The sequence below is a fragment of the Cellulomonas composti genome (genome assembly GCF_007990245.1).
In the GTDB taxonomy this organism is placed as follows: Bacteria; Actinomycetota; Actinomycetes; order Actinomycetales; family Cellulomonadaceae; genus Cellulomonas; species Cellulomonas composti.
Genome location: NZ_BJWG01000008.1, coordinates 62,476 through 83,103, shown reverse-complemented (window position 1 = coordinate 83,103; position 20,628 = coordinate 62,476). Strand labels below are relative to the sequence as shown.

At 72.4% G+C, this 20,628-nt stretch carries 15 protein-coding genes and 1 pseudogene; 13 read left to right on the top strand and 3 right to left on the bottom strand.

Features of this window, described 5'->3' with window-relative positions; translation table 11 throughout:
• Window positions 1-97 precede the first annotated feature (97 nt).
• Entirely contained in the window at window positions 98-952 is an 855-nt protein-coding gene (locus CCO02nite_RS09850) for a hypothetical protein (RefSeq protein WP_146842965.1), read from the top strand.
• 7 nt (window positions 953-959) lie between these two features.
• Here the strand turns inward: CCO02nite_RS09850 and CCO02nite_RS09845 are convergent.
• Window positions 960-1,256: pseudogene (locus CCO02nite_RS09845) on the bottom strand (winged helix-turn-helix domain-containing protein); the annotation flags it as partial.
• Between the two features lie 102 nt (window positions 1,257-1,358).
• On the bottom strand, window positions 1,359-2,090 hold the full coding sequence (locus CCO02nite_RS09840; RefSeq protein ID WP_146842963.1) for a TetR/AcrR family transcriptional regulator: 732 nt from the start codon (window positions 2,088-2,090) through the stop codon (window positions 1,359-1,361).
• A gap of 101 nt (window positions 2,091-2,191) precedes the next feature.
• Here CCO02nite_RS09840 and CCO02nite_RS09835 point away from each other — a divergent pair, with 101 nt between their 5' ends.
• The 8 genes from CCO02nite_RS09835 (at window position 2,192) to topA (ending at window position 14,753) form a co-directional block, all read left to right on the top strand.
• Window positions 2,192-4,750: a beta-d-glucosidase gene (locus CCO02nite_RS09835; protein WP_246117474.1), complete on the top strand. Its 2,559-nt coding sequence runs from the start codon at window positions 2,192-2,194 to the stop codon at window positions 4,748-4,750.
• Between the two features lie 126 nt (window positions 4,751-4,876).
• Window positions 4,877-6,580 (top strand): ABC transporter substrate-binding protein, encoded by a 1,704-nt coding sequence (locus CCO02nite_RS09830; RefSeq protein WP_246117479.1) that lies wholly within the window; start codon window positions 4,877-4,879, stop codon window positions 6,578-6,580.
• A gap of 119 nt (window positions 6,581-6,699) precedes the next feature.
• Entirely contained in the window at window positions 6,700-7,866 is a 1,167-nt protein-coding gene (locus CCO02nite_RS09825) for an ABC transporter ATP-binding protein (RefSeq protein ID WP_246117473.1), read from the top strand.
• Entirely contained in the window at window positions 7,863-8,840 is a 978-nt protein-coding gene (locus tag CCO02nite_RS09820; protein ID WP_146842961.1) for an ABC transporter permease, read from the top strand. The genes CCO02nite_RS09825 and CCO02nite_RS09820 overlap by 4 nt, the downstream gene beginning before the upstream one ends.
• Window positions 8,841-8,843: 3 nt before the next feature.
• Window positions 8,844-9,839: an ABC transporter permease gene (locus CCO02nite_RS09815; RefSeq protein ID WP_246117472.1), complete on the top strand. Its 996-nt coding sequence runs from the start codon at window positions 8,844-8,846 to the stop codon at window positions 9,837-9,839.
• Complete coding sequence (locus CCO02nite_RS09810) at window positions 9,836-10,933, top strand: ABC transporter ATP-binding protein (RefSeq protein ID WP_146842960.1); 1,098 nt, start codon at window positions 9,836-9,838, stop codon at window positions 10,931-10,933. Before CCO02nite_RS09815 ends, CCO02nite_RS09810 begins: the two co-directional genes overlap by 4 nt.
• Before the next feature lie 115 nt (window positions 10,934-11,048).
• Window positions 11,049-11,969 carry a phosphatase PAP2 family protein gene (locus CCO02nite_RS09805; protein WP_146842959.1) on the top strand — a complete coding sequence of 307 codons (921 nt, stop codon included), beginning with the start codon at window positions 11,049-11,051 and terminating at the stop codon, window positions 11,967-11,969.
• Between the two features lie 72 nt (window positions 11,970-12,041).
• A complete protein-coding gene (topA, locus tag CCO02nite_RS09800) occupies window positions 12,042-14,753 on the top strand; it encodes a type I DNA topoisomerase (RefSeq protein WP_146842958.1) in 2,712 nt (903 codons plus the stop codon).
• 16 nt (window positions 14,754-14,769) lie between these two features.
• Here the strand turns inward: topA and CCO02nite_RS09795 are convergent, their stop codons facing one another.
• On the bottom strand, window positions 14,770-16,050 hold the full coding sequence (locus CCO02nite_RS09795; RefSeq protein ID WP_186812657.1) for an alpha-amylase family protein: 1,281 nt from the start codon (window positions 16,048-16,050) through the stop codon (window positions 14,770-14,772).
• Window positions 16,051-16,113: 63 nt separating this feature from the next.
• Between CCO02nite_RS09795 and CCO02nite_RS09790 the strand changes: the two genes are divergently transcribed.
• The 4 genes from CCO02nite_RS09790 to CCO02nite_RS09775 are packed head-to-tail and all read left to right on the top strand — an operon-like array spanning window position 16,114 to window position 20,558.
• The gene (locus CCO02nite_RS09790) at window positions 16,114-17,118 is read left to right on the top strand and encodes a Gfo/Idh/MocA family protein (RefSeq protein ID WP_146842956.1); all 1,005 of its coding nucleotides are present in this window, start codon (window positions 16,114-16,116) and stop codon (window positions 17,116-17,118) included.
• A 47-nt stretch (window positions 17,119-17,165) separates the two neighbouring features.
• Window positions 17,166-17,855, top strand: coding sequence for a dTMP kinase (gene tmk, locus CCO02nite_RS09785; RefSeq protein ID WP_146842955.1), 690 nt, complete (start codon window positions 17,166-17,168; stop codon window positions 17,853-17,855).
• Complete coding sequence (locus CCO02nite_RS09780) at window positions 17,852-18,988, top strand: DNA polymerase III subunit delta' (protein WP_146842954.1); 1,137 nt, start codon at window positions 17,852-17,854, stop codon at window positions 18,986-18,988. The genes tmk and CCO02nite_RS09780 overlap by 4 nt, the downstream gene beginning before the upstream one ends.
• 43 nt (window positions 18,989-19,031) lie before the next feature.
• Complete coding sequence (locus tag CCO02nite_RS09775) at window positions 19,032-20,558, top strand: alpha/beta hydrolase (protein WP_246117471.1); 1,527 nt, start codon at window positions 19,032-19,034, stop codon at window positions 20,556-20,558.
• Window positions 20,559-20,628 lie beyond the last annotated feature (70 nt).

The following is a 20,628-nucleotide window of genomic DNA, read 5'->3' as shown; positions in this document are numbered from 1 at the left end:
GGCCGCGACGGCGTGACCTGGCGAGCGCTGGGTAGGCTGCACGAGGTCCGGTGAGCACGGGTCGGCGCGACGGCCGGCGGACGACGAGGGGGAATCGATGACCGAGAGCGGACAGCCGAGCCAGGACGGGCCCGTGTGGTCGCAGACCGGCCCGAGCGGGAGCACCCCGCCGGCCACGCCCCCTGCGGGTCCCGTCGGGACGCCGCCGCCCGCGGGTGGGTCCGGCCGCCCGGCCTGGCTGCTGCCCGTGGCGATCGTGGTCGCGGTCCTGCTCGTCGCGGGCGTGGTCGTCGGCATCGTGCTCGCGAACCGCGGGGGCGACGAGACCGCAGAACCACCCGTCGCGATCACGACGATCCTGCCCGTGCCGACGCCGGACGTGGAGCCGGTCGCCCGCACGGCGACCACGCCGTTCGCGCAGACGCTGCCCGACGCGGTGCTGCAGTACGCGCTCGCGAGCAGCGACCCGGCGCCGCAGTGGGTGGACGCCGGTGCGCTCGAGGCGTACCAGGAGACGTACACCGACGGCGCGGGCGCCGAGGTCACGATGCTCGTCGGGCAGTGGGCGACGGGCGACGAGGCCAAGGCGTTCTACCAGGCACAGCTCGCCGAGCTGCCGGGGGCCGCCGCGCTGTCCTCGTCGGACACGGACTCCGAGCAGACGGGTTCCGGCAACGCCGGTTCCGACGAGAAGGGCAGTGACAAGGGCGAGCCGTCGCCCGCGCCGACCCGGACGCAGTCGGGCGACGTGACCGCCCAGGGCGACACGGCGCGCGACAAGCTGCCGCAGACGGGCGCGGTGCGCGTGGGTGACAAGCGTGTCGGCACGTACACGGCCGTGGACAAGGGCGACGGGACCGGGATCGTGCTGTGGTTCAACCGCACGGCGGTGTTCCGTGCCGTCGTCCCGGTCGCCGACGTCCTCGACTTCTACCGCGCGTTCCCGGTCTGAGGTCGGCTCAGAGCGCCGGGCGCAGGACGTACCCGATGCCGCGCAGGGTGTGCAGCATCGGCGCGCGACCCTTGTCGATCTTGCGCCGCAGGTAGCTGACGTAGAGCTCGACGACGCCGGCCTCGCCGCGCCGGTCGTCGCGCCACACCCGGTCGAGGATCTGGCGCTTGGAGAGCACCCGTCGGGGGTTGCTCATGAAGTAGCGCAGCAGAGCCTGCTCGGTGGGCGTCAGGTGGATGGGGTGCTCGCCGCGGGTGACCTCGCCGGTCGTCTCGTCGAAGCGGAGGTCGCCGACGACGAGAGTGGTGTGCTCCGTCGTTGTCGTCATGCCTCAACGATCCCGGAGGGCACTGGGATGCCCCTGGGACGTACCTGGGAGTTCCCTGTACGCCGGGGGTGAGGTGGCTCAGTCGAGCGAGGGCAGCGTGACCCCGGGCGGACACACGGCCTGCAGGATCGCCTCGATCGCGAAGCGGGTCGCGTGGGCGAGGTGCACGGTGTCGTCCAGGAGCCACTGCACCTGCAGACCGTCCATGACGCCGATGATGGCGCTGGCGGCCTCCACGGCGCGCTCGTGCTCGACGCCCGGGCCGACGACGGTCTCGACCGCGTCCGTGATCTCGCCGCGAAGAACGGTGAAACGCTCCGTCACCCAGGCCCGGGCAGGGTGGTTCTCGGTGACGGACTCACCCGTGAGCACGGAGTAGCTCTGCACGATGCCGGGCCGGTCCTCGTTGGCGGCCGCGGTGCGCACGAGGTGCCTGAACAGCTCGATCCCGCCGGGGATGTGCTGGCCCTCGAGCTCGCGCACGTCCTCCTTGTCGCGGTACTCGAGCACCTCGACGAGGAGCTGGTCCTTGGACCCGAAGTGGTGCAGGACGCCGGCATGCGTGATCCCGACCTGCTCGGCGACCTCGGCCAACGAGCCCGTCTTGTAGCCCTTGGTGCCGAACGTGTGCGCGGCCGCGCGCAGGATCTCGGCGCGCCGTTCGACGGTCGCCTGGCGAGTGCGGCGGGCGCGCTTGGGCGCGCCGGACGTCGTCGCGGGTGCCGGCGCGCGGGTCGGCTCGGGTGCCGGCGCGGGGGCCCCGCCGGATGCAGCCACGGCGCTGGCCGTGGGCGGAACGTCGTCGTCCATACCGCAACCATACTGTGACCTACCGGCTTACTGACAAGTCAGTAAGTTGTGTTCTACTAGTCCGACACCCGACGACGACGTCGAACCGAGGAGACCCACCCGTGTCCCTGGACACCGCAGAGCAGCCGATGGCTGACCGGCCCGCCACCGTTGGCGGCACCGGCCACCCGGAGGCGGCGCCGGCCACGCAGCTCGTCGAGCTGCGGTCCCGGCTCACCATCGAGGAGAAGGTCGGCCTCGTCGTGGGTGCGGGTCTCTGGTCGACCTCCGCGGTGCCGCACATCGGGCTGCGCCCGCTGTTCATCTCCGACGGTCCCGCGGGTGTGCGCGGCGTGTCCGACGACCCCGACGAGACCGCGGCGTCCTTCCCGGCGCCCAGCGCGCTCGCCGCGACCTGGGACCTCGGCCTCGCGGACGAGGTCGGCGCGGTGTTCGCCGCCGAGGCCCGTCGCCACGGCGTCGACGTCGTGCTCGCGCCCCAGGTCAACCTGCAGCGCACGCCCGTGGGCGGCCGGCACTTCGAGTGCTACTCGGAGGACCCCGAGCTCACGAGCCAGGTCGCGGTCGCGGTCGTCCGTGCCGCGCAGGAACGCGGCGTCGGCATGTGCGTCAAGCACTACGTCGCCAACGACTCCGAGACGCAGCGCACCAGCTACCTGGCCCGCGTGGACGAGCGCACGCTGCGCGAGGTCTACCTCGCGCCGTTCGAGCGGCTCGTGCTCGAGGCCGGCGCGTGGTCCCTCATGGGCGCGTACTCGGGCATCGACACGGGCGAGGTCGCGGCCCCCGCGCTCGAGCACCGCCCGCTGCTGACCGACGTGCTGCGCGGCGAGTGGGGCTTCGACGGCGTCGTCGTGAGCGACTGGGTCGCCACCAAGTCCGTCGCGGCGGCCGTCGACGGCGGTCTCGACCTGCAGATGCCCGGGCCCGACGGCGTGTGGGGCGACGGCCTGCTCGCCGCGGTCCGCTCGGGCGAGGTCGCCGAGTCCGCGATCGACGAGAAGGTCGACCGTCTGCTTCTTCTTGCGCAGCGGGTCGGCGCGCTCGCCGACCTCGAGCCGTCGGGCGCGTTGCGTGACAGGCTCGGCGAGGTGGACGTGCGTGGCGTGCTGCGCCGGCTCGCCGCCCAGGCCATGGTCGTGCTGCGCGACGAGACCGGCCTGCTCCCGCTCGCCGCCGACGACGTGCGCAGCGTCGCGCTCCTGGGACCCAACGCTCTCGTCCCGTTCGTGCAGGGCGGCGGCTCGGCCTACGTCCGGCCCGACCGGCACTCGAGCCCGCAGGACGCGGTGCGCGAGGCGTTCCCCGCCGCCGACGTCACGGTCCTGCCCGGCGCCGTCTCCCGGCTGCTGCCCCCGGCGCTCGACCTCGCCGGCCGGTGCACGACTCCCGACGGTGCCCCCGGCGCGCTGCTCGAGCTGGTCGACGACGAAGGCACCGTGCTCGCCTCGCGTGTCGTCACCGACTGGCCCGGCTGGCTGCGCGACGTGCCGTCCGCGGCCGCCGCGCTGCGCATCCGCACCACGGTCGCGCTCGACGAGGTCGGCCACCACGAGGTCGGCGTCGGCACGGTCGGGCGGCACCGCATCGTCATCGACGGCCAGGAGCTGTCGACCTCGGACCGCGTCGTCGGCGCCGAGGTGATCCTCGACTCGAGCGTCAACCAGCCCGTCCCGGTGATGCTCGTCGCCGAGCCGACCGAGCCGACGACGCTCGACATCGACGCCACCGTGCAGGCGGTCCACCCGGTCGGGTACGCGTCGTTCGTCCGGGCCGACCTCGTGCACCGCGCGCCGGCCGCGTCGCCCGCGGAGCTGCTCGCACAGGCGGTGGAGGCGGCCGCCGCGGCCGACCTCGCGGTCGTCGTCGTCGGCACGAACGAGGAGATCGAGTCCGAGGGCTACGACCGCACGTCGCTCGCGCTGCCCGGCACGCAGGACGAGCTCGTCCGTGCCGTGCTCGCGGCCAACCCGCGCACGGTCGTCGTGGTCAACGCGGGCGCGCCCGTGGTGCTGCCGTGGCTCGACGAGGCGCCGTGCGTCGTGTGGGCGTGGCTCGGCGGCCAGGAGTGGCCCGAGGCGCTCGCGGACGTGCTGACCGGTCGGACCGAGCCCGCTGGCCGGCTGCCGTGGACCCTGCCGGCCGACGAGGCCGACGTCCCCGTGCCGCACGCCGTGCCGGTCGACGGGGTCGTGGACTACGCCGAGGGCGTGCACGTCGGCTACCGCTCGTGGCTGCGGCTCGGCCGCACGCCCGCGGCGCCGTTCGGCCACGGACTCGGCTGGACGACGTGGGAGCACGTCGACGCACGGGTGCAGGACGCGGGCGACGGTTCGCTCGACGTCGTCACGACGATCCGCAACTCCGGACCTCGCGCGGGCCGCGAGGTCGTCCAGGTCTACGTCGAGCCGCCGGCGGGGTCGAACGACCGCCCCGTGCGCTGGCTCGGCGGGTTCGCCGGTGCGTCCGCCGCACCGGGCGAACAGGTAGAAGTCCGGGTCCGGGTGAGCGCCTCGGCGTTCCGGGCCTGGGACGTGGTGCGTGGGGGCTGGGTCACTCCGGCCGGCACGTACCGCATGCGCGTGGGCCGCTCGTCGAGCGACCTCCGCCACACGGTCGACGTGGCCGTCCCGGCCGCGCCGCCCGAGCCCGGGCAGTAGTCCCAGTCAACCAGCACCATCGAAGTATCGAAGTACCCCGCAGCACCGGTCCGACGAGCTCCGCAGTCCCGTCGGGCCGGGACAACCGTGCAGTTCCCTTCAGTGCAAGGAGGCACTCCCGTGAGGATGCGCAAGTTCGCTACCGCAGTGGCAGGCGTGGCCGCCATCGCCATGCTCGCCACCGCGTGCTCGGGCGACGACGACCCGAAGACCGACGGCACGTCGGCCGCGACCCAGGACCCGGGCGGCGACACGCCCGAGCGTTCGGACAAGGTCCTCGTCGTCGGCATGCCCAACGGCGAGGCGGCGGCCAACCAGAACCCGATCGCGCCCGGCTCGGGTTCGACCTCGTTCGGCTACGCCTACGCCATCTACGAGTCCCTGATGCAGGTCAACGAGATCAAGCCGACCGAGCCGTCCACTCCGTGGCTGGCCGACAGCATCGAGTGGAACGACGACTACACGCAGGCCGTCATCACGCCGCACGCCGGCATCAAGTGGAGCGACGGCGTCGACTTCACGGCCGAGGACATCCAGTACTCGATCCAGATCCGCAAGGACAACGAGGCGCTCAACACCGACTTCCCGGGCCAGTACGGCGACATCACCTCGGACGGCGCGACCGTCACGGTGAACTTCACCACGGGCCAGTTCGTCAACGCGGCGAAGCTCGACAAGCTGCTCATCGTCCCGAAGCACATCTGGGAGAGCCAGGACCCGGTCACCTACACCGCGGACGACATGATCGGCACCGGTCCGTTCAAGCTCAAGTCGTTCACCCCCCAGTCGGTGCAGCTCGAGCCCAACGACGACTACTGGGGCCCGAAGCCGCTCGTCGGCGGCCTGCGGTACGACGCGTTCAAGGACAACGCGGGCCTGACCACGGCGCTCACCACGGGTGACGCCCAGTGGGGCTGGGTGTTCATCCCGGACTTCGAGAACACCTTCATCGCGCAGGACCCCGAGCACTTCCACCAGGTGGCGGGCGGCGGCTTCGGCGTCGACGTGCTGTTCCTGAACAACCTCGAGAAGCCGTTCAACGACGTGGCGTTCCGCAAGGCGCTGAACATGGTCGTCGACCGCGCGGACATCTCGGCGACCGCCGGCTACGGCGTGTGGCCGCAGATCAAGTCGGTGACCGGCCTGCCCCAGCCCTCGGGTGACGACTTCATCTCGGAGGAGTTCAAGGGCCAGGAGCTCTCGGTGGACGTCGACGGCGCCAAGCAGGTGCTGACCGACGCGGGCTACACGTGGGACGGCGACGCGCTCGTCGACCCCGACGGCGACAAGGTCTCCTTCGAGCTGACCAACCCGCAGGGCTGGACCGACTACCTCGACGCGCTCGGCATCATCGCCGAGGGTGCCAAGGCGCTCGGTGCCGACGCCTCGGTGAACGCGGTCGTCCAGGACACCTGGTTCAACCAGATCATCAACCTGGGTGACTTCGACGCCTCGCTGCACTGGACCGACGGTGGCTCCACGCCGTGGAACCTGTACTCGAACATCATGGACGGCGCCTCGTACGTCGACCCGGGTCAGCCCGCGAACTGGAACTTCGGTCGCTACAAGAACGACGAGGTCACCGCCGCGCTCGCCGCGTTCAAGTCCGGGACGACCGACGCCGACCGCATGGCGGCGCTGGCCATCGTGCAGAAGCACTTCGTCGAGGACGTCCCGGGCCTGGTCATCTGGTCGCGCCCGGCCGTCGCGCAGTACTCGACGGCGAACTACACGGGCTTCCCGTCCGACGAGGACCCGTACGCGAACCCGCAGCCCACGGGCCCGCAGGCCGCGCTCATCCTGTCCAAGCTGGTCCCGACCGACAGCTGACCTCGGGTGCCCGTCCGGTCGCGTGAGCGGCCGGACGGGCCCGACCGGGTGGGTCGGGCCTCGCCAGACGTCCGACCCACCCGCAGCCCCGGTCCGTTCCATCCCCCCAAGGTGATCCGATGAGCGCAGATTCACCCCGGCGGCTCGAGCCCGTGATGGGCACCGAGCCACCGACGCCCGAGCCGGAGACCCCGGTCCTGCGGGCAGTCAACCTCCGCAAGCACTTCCCGATCGGCGGGTTCCGCTCGAAGAAGGTCGTCCACGCCGTGGACGACGTGAACCTCGAGCTCTACCGCGGGCGGGTCGTTGCGCTCGTCGGCGAGTCCGGGTCCGGCAAGTCCACGATCGCGCGGCTGCTCGCCCAGCTGATGCCCGCCACGGACGGCCAGATCCTGCTGAACGGCGAGGACGCCACCGTCAAGGGCCGCCGGGCGTTCCGTGCCTACGTGCGCCGCGTCCAGATGATCTTCCAGGACCCGTTCGGGTCGCTGAACCCCATCCACACCGTCCGTTACATGCTGACGCGCGCCATCCGCATCCACCGGGGCAACCTGCGTGGCGAGGCGCTCGAGGACGCGCTGAGCGAGCTGCTCACCCGCGTGCAGCTCACGCCGCCGGAGCGGTACGTGGACAAGTTCCCCCACGAGCTCTCGGGCGGGCAGCGTCAGCGTGTCGCGATCGCCCGCGCCCTGGCCGCCGAGCCCGAGGTGCTGCTCGCCGACGAGCCGATCTCGATGCTCGACGTCTCGATCCGGCTCGGCATCCTCAACCTGCTGCGCGACCTGCGCGACCGGCTGCAGATCGCGATCCTCTACATCACGCACGACATCGCGTCGGCCCGCTACTTCGCGGACCGCACGATGGTGATGTACGCCGGCCGCGTCGTCGAGGCCGGTGACAGCGAGTCGGTGACGCAGGACCCCAAGCACCCCTACACCCAGCTCCTGGTGCGGTCCGCGCCGGACCCGGACGACCTCGACGCCCGCGCCCGTGGTGCGCGCGGCGAGGCTCCCAGCCTCGTGCGCCCGCCCGTCGGGTGCCGGTTCAACCCGCGCTGCCCGTTCGCCAACGACCTGTGCCGCAGCGAGGTCCCGCCCCTGCTCCCCGTGGGCGAGGGCCGCACGGCCGCGTGCTGGGGCTACGCCAACCGTGAGGACGGTCCCGTGCTCGGCTCCGTGCTCGACGCGTACGGCCGGCGCCCGCAGGCCGACGCCGGTCTGCTGCAGGTCATCGAGGTCACCGGTCGCAGTGCCGACCGGTCTGCCAGCAAGGAGGACGAGCGATGAGGTTCTTCCTCCGCCGCGGCATCTTCTACCTGATCACCTTCTGGGCCGCGATGACGATCAACTTCTTCATCCCGCGCATCATGCCCGGAGACCCGGTCAGCGCCATGCTCGCGCGCAACCAGGGCAAGATCAGCCCCGACGCCATCGAGGCGCTCAAGGCACTGTTCGGGCTCGACGAGAACATGAGCCTCTGGCAGCAGTACACGACGTACTGGAGCCTGCTGCTGCACGGCAACCTGGGCATGTCGTTCACCAACCGTGAGCCGGTCGTCGACATCCTCGCCCGCTCGCTGCCGTGGACCATCGGCCTGGTCGGCATCGCGACGATCATCAGCTTCACGGTCGGCACGCTCGCCGGCACCGCGATCGGCTGGCGCCGGGGTACCCGCGCGGACATCCTGCTGCCGATCTCGACGTTCTTCTCGTCGGTGCCCTACTTCTGGCTCGCGCTGATCATCATCTCGATCTTCTCCGTGAACCTCGGCTGGTTCCCGTCGAACGGGAGCTACGACCGCAGCATGGTGCCCAACTGGTCCTGGGAGTTCGTCGGGTCGGTGATCTACTACGGCACACTTCCAGCGCTGACGATCATCATCACGTCGATCTCGGGCTGGATCCTCGGGATGCGCAACATGATGGTCACCGTCTCGTCGGACGACTACGTGACGGTCGCGCAGGCCAAGGGCCTCTCGGAGCGCAAGGTGATGTTCGGCTACGCCTCGCGCAACGCGATCCTGCCGCAGCTCTCGAGCTTCGCGCTCTCGCTCGGCTTCATCGTCGGCGGCACGCTCGTCATGGAGACCGTGTTCTCCTACCAGGGCATCGGCTACCACCTGCTGACGGCGACGTCCAACAAGGACTACCCGCTCATGCAGGGCTGCTTCCTGGTGATCACGGTCGCCGTGCTGCTGGCCAACATCTGCGCCGACTTCGCGTACGGCGTCCTCGACCCCCGCACGCGACAGGAGGGCTGACCCGTGGCAGAGTCCCTGACCCTCGAGGAGCTCCCGCAGACCGCCCTCGACGACACCGCTCCCTCCGGCAAGAAGCGCCGGTTCCTGTGGGCGCGCAACACCAAGGCCGTGACGGGCCTGTTCATCCTCGGCTTCTTCGTGCTGATCGCGATCATCGGGCAGTGGATCGCGCCCTACGACCCGGACGCGCGCAACAAGGACGCGATCCTGCAGCCGCCGTCGTGGGAGCACTGGATGGGCACGACCCACCTGGGCCAGGACATCGCCTCGCAGGTGATCCTCGGCACGCGCCCGGTGCTGCTCATCGCGTTCGTCGCGGGCATCCTGGCGACGTTCATCGGCGTCGTCATCGGCATCACGGCCGGCTACGTCGGCGGCCTGGGCGACGAGAGCCTCTCGGCGCTGTCGAACGTGTTCCTCGTGATCCCGCAGCTCCCGCTCATCATCATCATCGCGGGCCAGCTGCCCTCGGCCGGTGGTCTGACTGTCGCGGTGGTCATCGCGATCACGGGCTGGGCGTGGGGCGCCCGCGTGCTGCGTGCGCAGACGCTGTCGTTGCGCAAGCGCGACTTCGTCGAGGCCGCGCGGGCCAACGGCGAGAAGACCTGGCGGATCGTCCTGGCGGAGATCCTGCCCAACCTGACCGCAATGATCGCCGCCGGCTTCGTCGGCACGGTCGCGTTCGCGGTGCTCTCCCAGATCACCCTGTCGTTCATCGGCATCACGCCGAGCGACGAGTGGAACTGGGGCACGATCCTGTACTGGGCGCAGGCCCAGCTCGCGCTGCAGCGGCACGCCTGGTGGTGGTTCACCTTCCCGGGTCTGTGCATCGCGCTGGTCGGTATCTCCCTGACGCTGATCAACTTCGGCATCGACGAGTTCGTCAACCCGCGCCTGCGCAGCACCGGCCTCAACGCCCGGATGCTCCGCAAGCGCAAGATCCGCCCCCGCATCGGCTTCACGCCGGTGGTCTACGAGGCCAAGGAGGACCGGTCATGAGCGCGCTGGCCGAGCCGCGAGCACCTCGGGCCGCACAGCCCGCCAAGGACCCGGTGCTCGAGATCAAGAACCTGTCCGTCGACTACGGGTACGACGAGCCGACGCATGTGCTGCGTCAGGTCTCGCTGACCCTGAACCGTGGCGAGGTGCTGGGCCTGGCCGGCGAGTCCGGCTGCGGCAAGTCGACGCTCGCGTACGCCGCGACCCGGCTGCTGCCGCCGCCCGGGCTCATCACCGGCGGGCAGGTGCTGTTCACCGGCCGCGACGGCGCCAAGCAGGACATCCTGGCCCTGAACGACAAGGACCTGCGGGCCTCGCGCTGGCAGGACATGGCGATCGTGTTCCAGGGCGCGATGAACTCGCTGAACCCGGTGCACCGGATCGGGCGCCAGATCGCCGACGCGATCACGGCGCACGTGCCGAGCATGGGCAAGAAGGACGCGCTGGACAAGGCGGCCGACCTGCTCGACCTCGTCGGCATCAACCCCGACCGGCTGCGGGACTTCCCGCACCAGCTCTCGGGCGGCATGCGCCAGCGCGTGATGATCGCGATGGCCCTCGCGCTCGACCCGCAGGTGCTCATCATGGACGAGCCCACCACGGCGCTCGACGTGGTGATGCAGCGCCAGATCGTCGAGCAGATCGCCGACCTGCGCGAGCGGCTCGGGTTCTCGGTCATCTTCATCACGCACGACGTGTCGCTGCTGATCGAGATCGCGGACCGCATCGCGATCATGTACGCGGGCGAGATCGTCGAGGAGGCGGCGGCGCAGGACGTGTACCGCCGGCCCCGGCACCCGTACGCCGACGGTCTGCTGCACTCGTTCCCGCCGCTGCGTGGTCCGCGTCGGGAGCTCGGCGGCATCGCCGGCTCGCCGCCCGACATGGCCAAGCTGCCCACGGGCTGCCCGTTCCGGCCGCGGTGCGCGTTCGCGTTCGACGCGTGCAGTGCGATCCAGCCCGAGCTCGCCCCGAGCGCCGTCCCCGGCGACGACCCGACCCGTCGGGTCGCCTGCCACCTGCACACCCCCGACCTGGTGACCGCGGCAGGCTTCGAGCCGCGGCCCCTTCCGGAGCGTCTGACGACCCCCTGACGTCAGGACTCCACCCGGTGGCACCGTCCCCCTCCCGTTCTCCGCAGCCTCGCCTGGACCCCGCGGCTGGGGACGGGGACGGTGCCCTCAGGGTCGCGTGGCCTAACGTGGCCGCGTGACCGCACCCCTGACCGCCGCACCGCGGGTGGACTCGCGCCCGCGCTGGGGTGTCGTCGTCGTGTCGCTGCTGGTCGCGCTCGCGAGCGCGGTCGGCGTGTGGGCGCTGTGGCGGCTGTTCGTGACGACGACGGACGGCCAGATCGTCGAGCAGGCGGTGATGGCCGGTTCGGCGTACGGCCGCAACCGGCTGTGGCAGGTGGCCGAACCGGTGCTCGAGGTGATCTCGGTCGTCGCGCTCGCGGCCGTGCTGTCGGTCGCGATGATCATCGCCGTCGCACGCCGGCGCTGGGAGCTCGCCGTGCAGGTCGCGGTCGTGATGGGCGGCGCCAACCTGACGACGCAGGTGCTCAAGCACGTCGTGCTGACCCGGCCGGACCTCGGCGTCTCGGGTTCGCCGCACGCCAACTCGTTGCCGAGCGGTCACACCACCGCCGCGATGTCGATCGCCGTCGTGCTCCTGCTCGTCGTGCCCGCCCGGACGCGGCCGTGGATCGCGCTGCTCGGCGCGGCGTACACCTGCGCGACGGGCGTCTCGACGCTCATCGGCCACTGGCACCGCCCCTCGGACGTCGTCGCGGCCGTTCTCGTCGTGCTCGCGTGGACCGCGGCGACGTGCGCGCTGACCGCGCTGTGGCCGCTCGCGTACCGCGAGGACCGCCAGGACGGCCCGCCGCCGGCCCCCGCGACGCTCGGGATGACCGCGGCGACGCTCGGTGTCGTCGCGTTCGGCGCGGGCGCGGTCGCGGCGGTCGCGCTGTCCCGCGCGTTCGCGCTGGTCCCCGATCTCGACACCCGTCGCCAGGTGCTCGCCGCCTACGCGGGAGGGGTCGCGGGGATCGTCGCGGTGACGTCTGCCGCGTTCGTCGTGATCCTCCTGCTGCGCCAGGCGGCCTCCCGCCGATTGCCCGACGCTTGACCGCACGTCGTAGAGTCCGCAACGGCGGTGCGTGTCCGCGCACCTGCCACCCCGTCGTGAGGAAGAGCCCGCATGTCCCGCAAGCTCGTCATCGTCGAGTCGCCCGCGAAGGCGCGCACCATCGCGGGGTACCTGGGCGACGGGTACGACGTGGAGGCGAGCGTCGGACACATCCGTGACCTCCCGCAGCCCTCCGAGATGCCCGCGGACATGAAGAAGGGTCCGTTCGGCAAGTTCGCGGTCGACGTCGACAACGGCTTCACGCCCTACTACGTCGTCGACGCGGACAAGAAGAAGAAGGTCAGCGAGCTCAAGAAGCTGCTCAAGGAGTCCGACGAGCTCTATCTCGCCACGGACGAGGACCGCGAGGGCGAGGCCATCGCGTGGCACCTGCTCGAGGAGCTCAAGCCCAAGGTCCCGGTCAAGCGGATGGTGTTCCACGAGATCACGCGCGAGGCGATCGGCCGCGCTCTCGAGAACACCCGCAGCCTCGACCTTCGGCTCGTGGACGCGCAGGAGACCCGCCGCATCCTCGACCGGCTGTACGGCTACGAGGTCAGCCCGGTGCTGTGGCGCAAGGTCCGCCAGGGCCTGTCCGCCGGACGTGTGCAGTCGGTCGCGACGCGGCTCGTCGTGGAGCGTGAGCGCGAGCGGATGGCGTTCGTCCCCGCCGAGTACTGGGACGTGGTCGGGACGTTCGCGGTGTCCGACGAGGGCGAGCCGGTCTTCCCGGCGCGCCTGTCCGGTCTGGACGGGCGTCGGGTCGCGACCGGGCGCGACTTCTCCGACCGGGGCGTGCTGACCAGTGACGCGGTGCACCTCGACGAGGCGTCTGCGACCTCGCTCGTCGTCGGGCTCGCGGACGCGACCTTCGAGGTGCGCAGCCTCGAGACCAAGCCGTACACGCGCCGCCCGGCCGCGCCGTTCACGACCTCGACGCTGCAGCAGGAGGCGTCCCGCAAGCTGCGGATGGCCTCGCGTCAGACGATGCGCACCGCGCAGTCGTTGTACGAGAACGGCTACATCACCTACATGCGCACCGACTCGCCCGCGCTGAGCACGCAGGCGATCGACGCCGCACGGCGCCAGGCGGCCGAGCTGTACGGCGCGGAGTACGTGCCGGACGCGCCGCGCGTCTACACGTCCAAGGCCAAGGGCGCGCAGGAGGCGCACGAGGCCATCCGCCCCGCCGGCGACCACTTCCGCACCCCGGCGCAGGTCGCGCGTGAGCTGTCGGGGGACCAGTTCCGGCTCTACGAGCTGATCTGGAAGCGCACGGTCGCCTCGCAGATGGCCGACGCGCGCGGCCAGACCGCGTCCGTGCGGCTCGGTGCGGTCGCCGCGGACGGGCGCGACGCCGTGTTCTCCGCGTCCGGCACCGTCATCACGTTCCGGGGCTTCCTCGCGGCGTACGAGGAGGGCCGCGACGTCTCGCGGTACGACGAGGACGGCGCCGCGAGCGGATCCGACGAGAAGGGCGAGTCGCGCCTGCCGCGGATGGCGCAGGGCGACCCTCTGACGGCCGCCGACCTGTCCTCGGACGGGCACCGGACCTCGCCGCCGCCGCGGTTCACCGAGGCGTCGCTGGTCAAGGCGCTCGAGGAGCGCGGTATCGGCCGGCCGTCGACCTACGCCGCGACGATCAGCGTGATCCAGGACCGCGGGTACGTGACCTCCCGCGGTCAGGCGCTGGTCCCGACCTGGCTCGCGTTCGCGGTGACGCGGCTGCTCGAGGAGAACTTCGAGTGGCTCGTCGACTACGACTTCACGGCCGAGATGGAGGAGGACCTCGACGCGATCGCGGCCGGCGACAAGGACCGCGTGGCGTGGCTGACGCGCTTCTACTTCGGTGACGGCACCGGCCGCACCGAGGGTGAGGGTCTGCGCGACCTCGTCACGAACCTGGGCGAGATCGACGCGCGCGAGGTCAACTCGATCGACATCGGCGACGGCCTGACGCTGCGCGTCGGACGGTACGGCCCCTACCTCGAGGACGCGTCCGCGCTCGACGCCGAGGGCAACCCGCGTCGTGCGTCGGTGCCGGAGGACCTCGCACCCGACGAGCTGACGGTCGCGAAGGCGCGCGAGCTCATGGAGACCGAACCCGAGGGCGACAAGGTGCTCGGCACCGACCCGGCGACGGGCACGACGATCGTCGCGAAGAAGGGCCGCTACGGGCCGTACGTCACCGAGGTGCTCCCCGAGCCGGAGCTCGACCCGTCGCTGTCCGCCGCGGCCCGCAAGAAGGCCCTCGCCGCCGCGCCCAAGCCGCGCACCGGCTCGTTGCTGAGCTCGATGTCGCTCGACACCGTGACGCTCGACGACGCGCTGCTGCTGCTCTCGCTGCCGCGTGTGGTGGGCGTCGACCCGGAGTCGGGTGCCGAGATCACCGCGCAGAACGGCCGCTACGGCCCGTACCTGAAGAAGGGCACGGACTCGCGCACGCTGCCGTCCGAGCAGGCGATGTTCACGACGACGCTCGAGGAGGCGCTCGCGATCTACGCGCAGCCCAAGCGCGGGCGCGGCGCGACCGCGACGCCCCCGCTGCGCGAGCTGGGCGACGACCCGACCTCGGGCAAGCCGATCGTCGTCAAGGACGGCCGGTTCGGGCTGTACGTGACCGACGGCGAGACCAACCGGACGCTCCCGCGCGACGTGACGGCCGAGTCGATCACGCCTGAGCAGGCCGTCCAGCTGCTCGCCGACAAGCGCGCGTCCGCGCCGGCCAAGAAGAAGGCCCCGGCCCGCAAGCCCGCGGCCCGCAGCCGCGCGAAGGCGAAGTAACCCCGCACGTCGTCCGTCAGTCGGCGGGCGCCAGGACCGCCCAGCCGCGCGCGGGCACGACACCCGCATCGGCGTGGCCGGCGACGACGGCGGCTCCGGCCGCCTCGGCGGGCAGCGGCCACGGCTCGTCGGCGAGGTTGAGGGCCACGAGCAGCCGCTCGCCGGCGGCCGACGACTCGTAGAGCAGGTGCGTGTTCTCGGTGACCAGCACGCGCGTGCGGGCGCGGTGCAGCCACGGGTGCCGCCTGCGCAGCCCGATCAGCTCCTGGTGCAGGTGGTAGCACCACCAGCCGTCGGGATCCAGGCCCGCGGGCGTGGCCGGCAACGGCGGGCGCACGGCGTCGTCGCCGCCCACGCGCTCCTCCTTGGCGCCGCGGAACGCCTGCTCGTCGCCGTAGTACACGGCCGGGGTGCCGGCGACCGTCAGGAGCACGACGAGCGCGTGGCCGATCAGCGCGTCGTCGAGCGTCGTCGCGAGCCGCGTCACGTCGTGGTTGCCGACGAACGTCCACGGTGCGAACGACTCGACGAGCGCGTCGTGCCGTCCCAGCGCGTGCGCGAGCTCCCAGAGGTTGGTGTCGAGCAGTGACGACCAGATCGCCTTCCACAGCTCGTACTGCGTCACCGCGTCGAGGTGGCCCGACTCGACGAACGCCGCGTACTCGCCGTGGATCACCTCGCCGACGACGTAGGCGTGCGGGTGCCGCGCACGGACCCGGTCGAGCACCGGAGCCCAGAACGCCGGCGGCACCGCGTACGCCGCGTCCAGCCGCCAGCCGTCGACGCCCGCGTCGAGCCATGCCGTCATCACGTCGGCGACGAGGTCGGCCACCGCGGGCTCGTCGTGATTGAGCGTGACGAGGTCGCGGTGACCCTCGAAGCAGTCCCACGTGACCTCGGCGCCGTCGCGGTGCAGCCGGAACAGGCGCTGCTCCGGTCCGCCCGCGAGCGCCTCCGTGAAGAGCGGGTGCTCGCGGCCGACGTGGTTGAACACGCCGTCGAGCAGGATGCCGAGCCCGCGCGCGTGCGCCTGCGCGAGGAGCTCGTCGAAGTCGGCGCGCGTGCCCAGCCGCGGGTCGATCGCGAGGTGGTCGACCGTGTCGTAGCCGTGCGTGCTCGAGGCGAACACCGGGCCGAGCGCGAGGCCCGACGCGCCGAGGTCACGCGCGTAGTCCAGCCAGTCGACGAGCCGGCGCAGCGCATCCGGGGCAGCCGGCCGGTCCGGGGGCCGGGCGCCCACCGCGCCGCTCACGCCGAGCGGGTACACCTGCCACCAGATCGCGTGCTCGGAGTCCACGAGCCCCAACCTACGGCCGCGGTCCGACACCCGCGTAGGCGCGCGGGTCGCTAGGTTGGCGTCATGGCTCGCACCGAGGACCCGCGCACCGCACCTCCGATCCGCTGGGGCATCCTCGGCCCCGGCCGCATCGCCTCCGCTTTCGCCGACGCGGTCGCGCAGCACACGCGCGCGCAGCTCGTCGCCGTCGGGTCGCGGCACCGCGACCGCGCGCAGCGGTTCGCGACTGCGCACGGCATCCCGACGACGCACGTCGGCTACGACCGGCTCGTCGAGGACCCGCACGTCGACGTCGTGTACGTCGCGACGCCGCACTCGCAGCACCTCGAGCACGCGCTGCTCGCGATCCGCGCGGGCAAGCACGTGCTCGTCGAGAAGGCGTTCACGCGCAACACGGGCGAGGCGGAGCAGGTCTTCGCGGCCGCGCGCGAGGCGGGCGTGTTCGTCATGGAGGCGATGTGGACGCGGTTCCTGCCGCACGTCGCCGCGCTGCACCAGGTGATCGACGCCGGCGAGATCGGCGAGATCGTCAGCCTCACCGCGGACCACGGGCAGCCCATGGCCTTCGACCCGGCCTCGCGGCTGTACGCGCCCGAGCTGGCGGGCGGCGCGCTGCTCGACCTCGGCGTGTACCCCGTCTCGTTCGCGCACGACCTGCTGGGCGTGCCCGACCGGGTGCACGCGATCGGCGCGCTCACGTCGACCGGCGTCGACGGGCAGATCTCGATCGTCCTCGAGTACGGCGAGCGCGCGCAGGCGTCGCTCTCCACGACGCTGTGGGCCAAGACGCCGACCGTCGCGCACATCTCGGGAACCGAGGGGTACGTCGAGGTGGCCGGCAACTTCTACGGGCCTTCGTCGTTCCGCGTGCAACGCCTGGACGGCCGGGTGTGGACGTTCGACCAGCCCGGGACCAAGGGGCTGCAGTACGAGGCCGCGGAGGTCGCGCGGCGGGTGGCGGCCGGTGAGGTCGAGAGCCCGCGGATGTCCTGGCAGGGCACGCTCGACGTCATGCGCACGCTCGACGAGGTGCGCCGCGCCGTCGGCGTGGTCTACCCGGGCGAGTGACGGCGGCTCCGGTCGGGCATGTGGGTCCGTCCGGCTAACCTGACGCCGTGACCACGCCTGCCGCCGCCGAGCCGCGCGGGCTCTTCGTGTCGTTCGAGGGCGGCGACGGCGCGGGCAAGTCGACGCAGTCACGCCTGCTGGCGCAGTGGCTGACCGGGCTGGGCCGCGAGGTCGTGCTCACGCGCGAGCCCGGCGGCACCGAGCTGGGCCGGACGCTGCGGGACGCGGTGCTGCACGGCGGGCACGTCGATGCGCGCACCGAGGCGCTGCTGTACGCGACCGACCGCGCGCACCACGTCGCCTCGCTCGTGCGGCCGGCGCTGGCCCGCGGCGCGGTCGTCGTGACCGACCGCTACCTCGACTCGTCGGTCGCGTACCAGGGGTCCGGCCGGGACCTGGGGGCCGACGAGGTGGAGCGCCTCAACCTGTGGGCGACCGACGGGCTGCTGCCCGCCGTGACCGTGCTGCTCGACCTGGACCCGGCGCTCGGCCGCACGCGCCTGACCGGGGCGCCGGACCGGCTCGAGCGGGAGGGCGACGACTTCCACACCCGCACCCGCCGGGCGTTCCTCGGCCGCGCGGCCGCCGACCCGGCCCGCTGGCTCGTGCTCGACGCGACGCGGCCGGCCGAGGAGCTCGCCGCAGCCGTGCGGGCACGCGTCGCCGTGTCGCTCGGGGTGTCGCCAGACGTGTCCCTCGGGGTGCCGCCCGGGATGTCGACCGGGGTGACGCCGTGAGCGTGTGGGACGAGCTCGTCGGGCAGGAGCCTGCGGTCGCGGAGCTGCAACGCGCGGTCACGGACCCGTCGGCGATGACGCACGCGTGGCTGTTCACCGGTCCGCCGGGGTCGGGGCGCTCCAACCTCGCGCGTGCGTTCGCGGCGGCGCTGCAGTGCGTGCACGGCGGCTGCGGCGAGTGCCACGACTGCACGACGACGCTGCGCGGGACGCACCCCGACGTGACGGTCGTCGCGACCGAGGGCGTCAACATCCTCATCGACGCGGTGCGTCCGCTCGTAGAGCTCGCGCAGCGTTCGCCGTCGCAGGGGCGCTGGCGCGTGATCCTCGTCGAGGACGCGGACCGGCTCGTCGAGAAGACCTCGAACGTGCTGCTCAAGGCGCTCGAGGAACCCGCACCGCGCACCGTGTGGATGCTGTGCGCCCCGAGCCCGCAGGACGTCCTGGTCACGCTGCGCTCGCGCTCACGGGCGGTCGCGCTGCGCGTCCCGCCGGTCGATGCGGTGGTGCGGCTGCTCGTCGAACGGGACGGCATCGACCCGGACGACGCGCAGGTCGCGGCGCGTGCGGCGCAGAGCCACGTCGGCATCGCGCGGCGCCTCGCGCGGGACCCGGAGGCGCGCGCCCGGCGCTCGCGCGTGCTCGAGCTCGCCGCGGGGATCCGCGGGGTCGGCGACGCCGTGCTCGCGGCGGGCGAGCTCGTCGCGACCGCGCAGGCCGACGCGAAGGCGGCCACCGAGGAGCGCGACGCGACCGAGCGCGCGGCGCTGCTGCGCGCGATGGGTGCGGACGCGGGTGCGACGATCCCCCCCGCCCTGCGCACCCAGGTGCGCCAGCTCGAGGAGGACCAGAAGCGCCGCGCGACACGGGCCCAGCGCGACGTGCTGGACCGCGCGATGGTCGACCTGCTCTCGCTGTACCGCGACGTGCTGGTGGTCCAGCTCGGCGCCGACGTCGCGCTGGTCAACGCGGCGCACGAGGAGACGGTGCGCGCGCTCGCTGCTCGTTCGACGCCCGAGCAGACGCTGCGCCGGATGGACGCGGTCGGACAGGCCCGCACCCGGCTCGAGGGCAACGTCGCACCGCTGCTCGCCGTCGAGGCGATGGCCGTCGCGCTGCGTCCACAGGGGTGAGTGCGTGACCGGGAGACCCGCTCGGCGCGGCTACCGTTTGCGGGTGCCGTCCTCGCGTCTGCGTCGCCCTGCCGTTGTCGTCGTCCTCGCCGTGCTCGTCGTGCTCGGTGCGTGCGCAGCCCCGAAGCACCAGTCCAGCAACGCGCTGCCGACACCGGACGTGTCCAGCGCGCCCGACGGGCTCGCGGAGCTCTACGGCCAGCAGCTCGAGTGGACGACCTGCGACGAGGGCGAGTGTGCGACCGCGCAGGTGCCCGCCGACTACGCCGACCCGTCGGGCCCGACGATCCAGCTCGCGCTGGCGCGCATCCCTGCGGACGGCGACGACCGCATCGGCTCGCTGCTGGTCAACCCGGGCGGCCCGGGCGGTTCCGGCGTCGACTCGCTGACCGGGATCGCGGCGCGCATCAGCGCGGACGTCCTGGCGCACTACGACATCGTCTCGTTCGACCCCCGCGGCGTGCAGCACTCGGTGCCCGCGGTCGCGTGCCTCGACGACGCGGACATGGACGCGTTCGTCGCGTACGACGCCGACTACTCGACGCCCGAGGGCCTCGCGGCGGCGGGCGAGCAGTGGCGTGCGTTCGGCGCGGCCTGCCTCGAGCAGACCGGGCCGGAGCTCGCGACCATCGACACGATCAGCGCCGCGCGCGACCTGGACCTGCTGCGCGCCGCGCTGGGCGACGACACGCTGCACTACCTCGGCTACTCCTACGGAACGCAGCTCGGCGCCACCTACGCGGCGCTGTTCCCGCAGACCGCGGGTCGCCTGGTCCTGGACGGCGCGGTCGACCCGACCGTGGACCCCGACGACGCCGCGTACGAGCAGGCCGTCGGCTTCGAGAACGCGCTGCGTGCGTACGTCACGGACTGCCAGGGCGGCCCGGCCTGCCCGCTGACGGGCTCGGTCGACCACGGGCTGCAGCAGATCCACGACCTGCTCGACCGCGCCTACGCCGACCCGTTGCCCACCGGCACCGATCGCCGGCTCACGCGTGCGCTCGCGTTCTACGGCGTCGCCGTCGCGCTCTACGACGACCAGTACTGGCCGACCCTGACCGCCGCCCTGACCCCGGCCATCCAGGGCGGCGATGGTTCGATCCTGCTCATGCTTTCCGACGCCTACACCGACCGGCAGACCGACGGCACGTACGCGAGCAACTCGCTGCCCGCCTTCTGGTCGATCTCGTGCCTCGACGGCCGCCCGAGCTCCGACCCGGCGACGATGGCCTCCGAGGCCGAGCGCATCCTCGCGGACGCCCCGACCCTCGGCGAGTCGTTCGCCTTCGGTGGCGTCGTCTGCGCGCAGTGGCCCGCCCCCGAGATCGGTGGGCTCGACGACTACTCCGCCGCGGGTGCCCCGCCGATCCTGGTCATCGGCACGACGAACGACCCGGCGACCCCCTACAAGAACGCCCAGGCGCTCGCGGACCTGCTCGACTCCGGCACGCTGCTCACGTTCGAGGGCGAGGGCCACACCGCCTACGGCCGTTCGAACGACTGCATCACCGACAACGTCGACGCGTTCCTGCTCGAGGGCACCGTGCCCGCCGAGGGCACCGTCTGCTGACCTCTCCGGCCCCCGCCGCGGTCGCTTTGGAACCGCGGCATCGTGCCAGGTACAGTAGGCGCGCTCGCCG

Bases quoted from the DNA above. Each gene is read 5' to 3' on its own strand.
- CCO02nite_RS09850 (WP_146842965.1), top strand. From the start codon at position 98: ATGACCGAGAGCGGACAGCCGAGCCAGGACGGGCCCGTGTGGTCGCAG.
- CCO02nite_RS09840 (WP_146842963.1), bottom strand. From the start codon at position 2,090: ATGGACGACGACGTTCCGCCCACGGCCAGCGCCGTGGCTGCATCCGGC.
- CCO02nite_RS09830 (WP_246117479.1), top strand. From the start codon at position 4,877: ATGCGCAAGTTCGCTACCGCAGTGGCAGGCGTGGCCGCCATCGCCATG.
- CCO02nite_RS09825 (WP_246117473.1), top strand. From the start codon at position 6,700: ATGAGCGCAGATTCACCCCGGCGGCTCGAGCCCGTGATGGGCACCGAG.
- CCO02nite_RS09820 (WP_146842961.1), top strand. From the start codon at position 7,863: ATGAGGTTCTTCCTCCGCCGCGGCATCTTCTACCTGATCACCTTCTGG.
- CCO02nite_RS09810 (WP_146842960.1), top strand. From the start codon at position 9,836: ATGAGCGCGCTGGCCGAGCCGCGAGCACCTCGGGCCGCACAGCCCGCC.
- topA (WP_146842958.1), top strand. From the start codon at position 12,042: ATGTCCCGCAAGCTCGTCATCGTCGAGTCGCCCGCGAAGGCGCGCACC.
- CCO02nite_RS09790 (WP_146842956.1), top strand. From the start codon at position 16,114: ATGGCTCGCACCGAGGACCCGCGCACCGCACCTCCGATCCGCTGGGGC.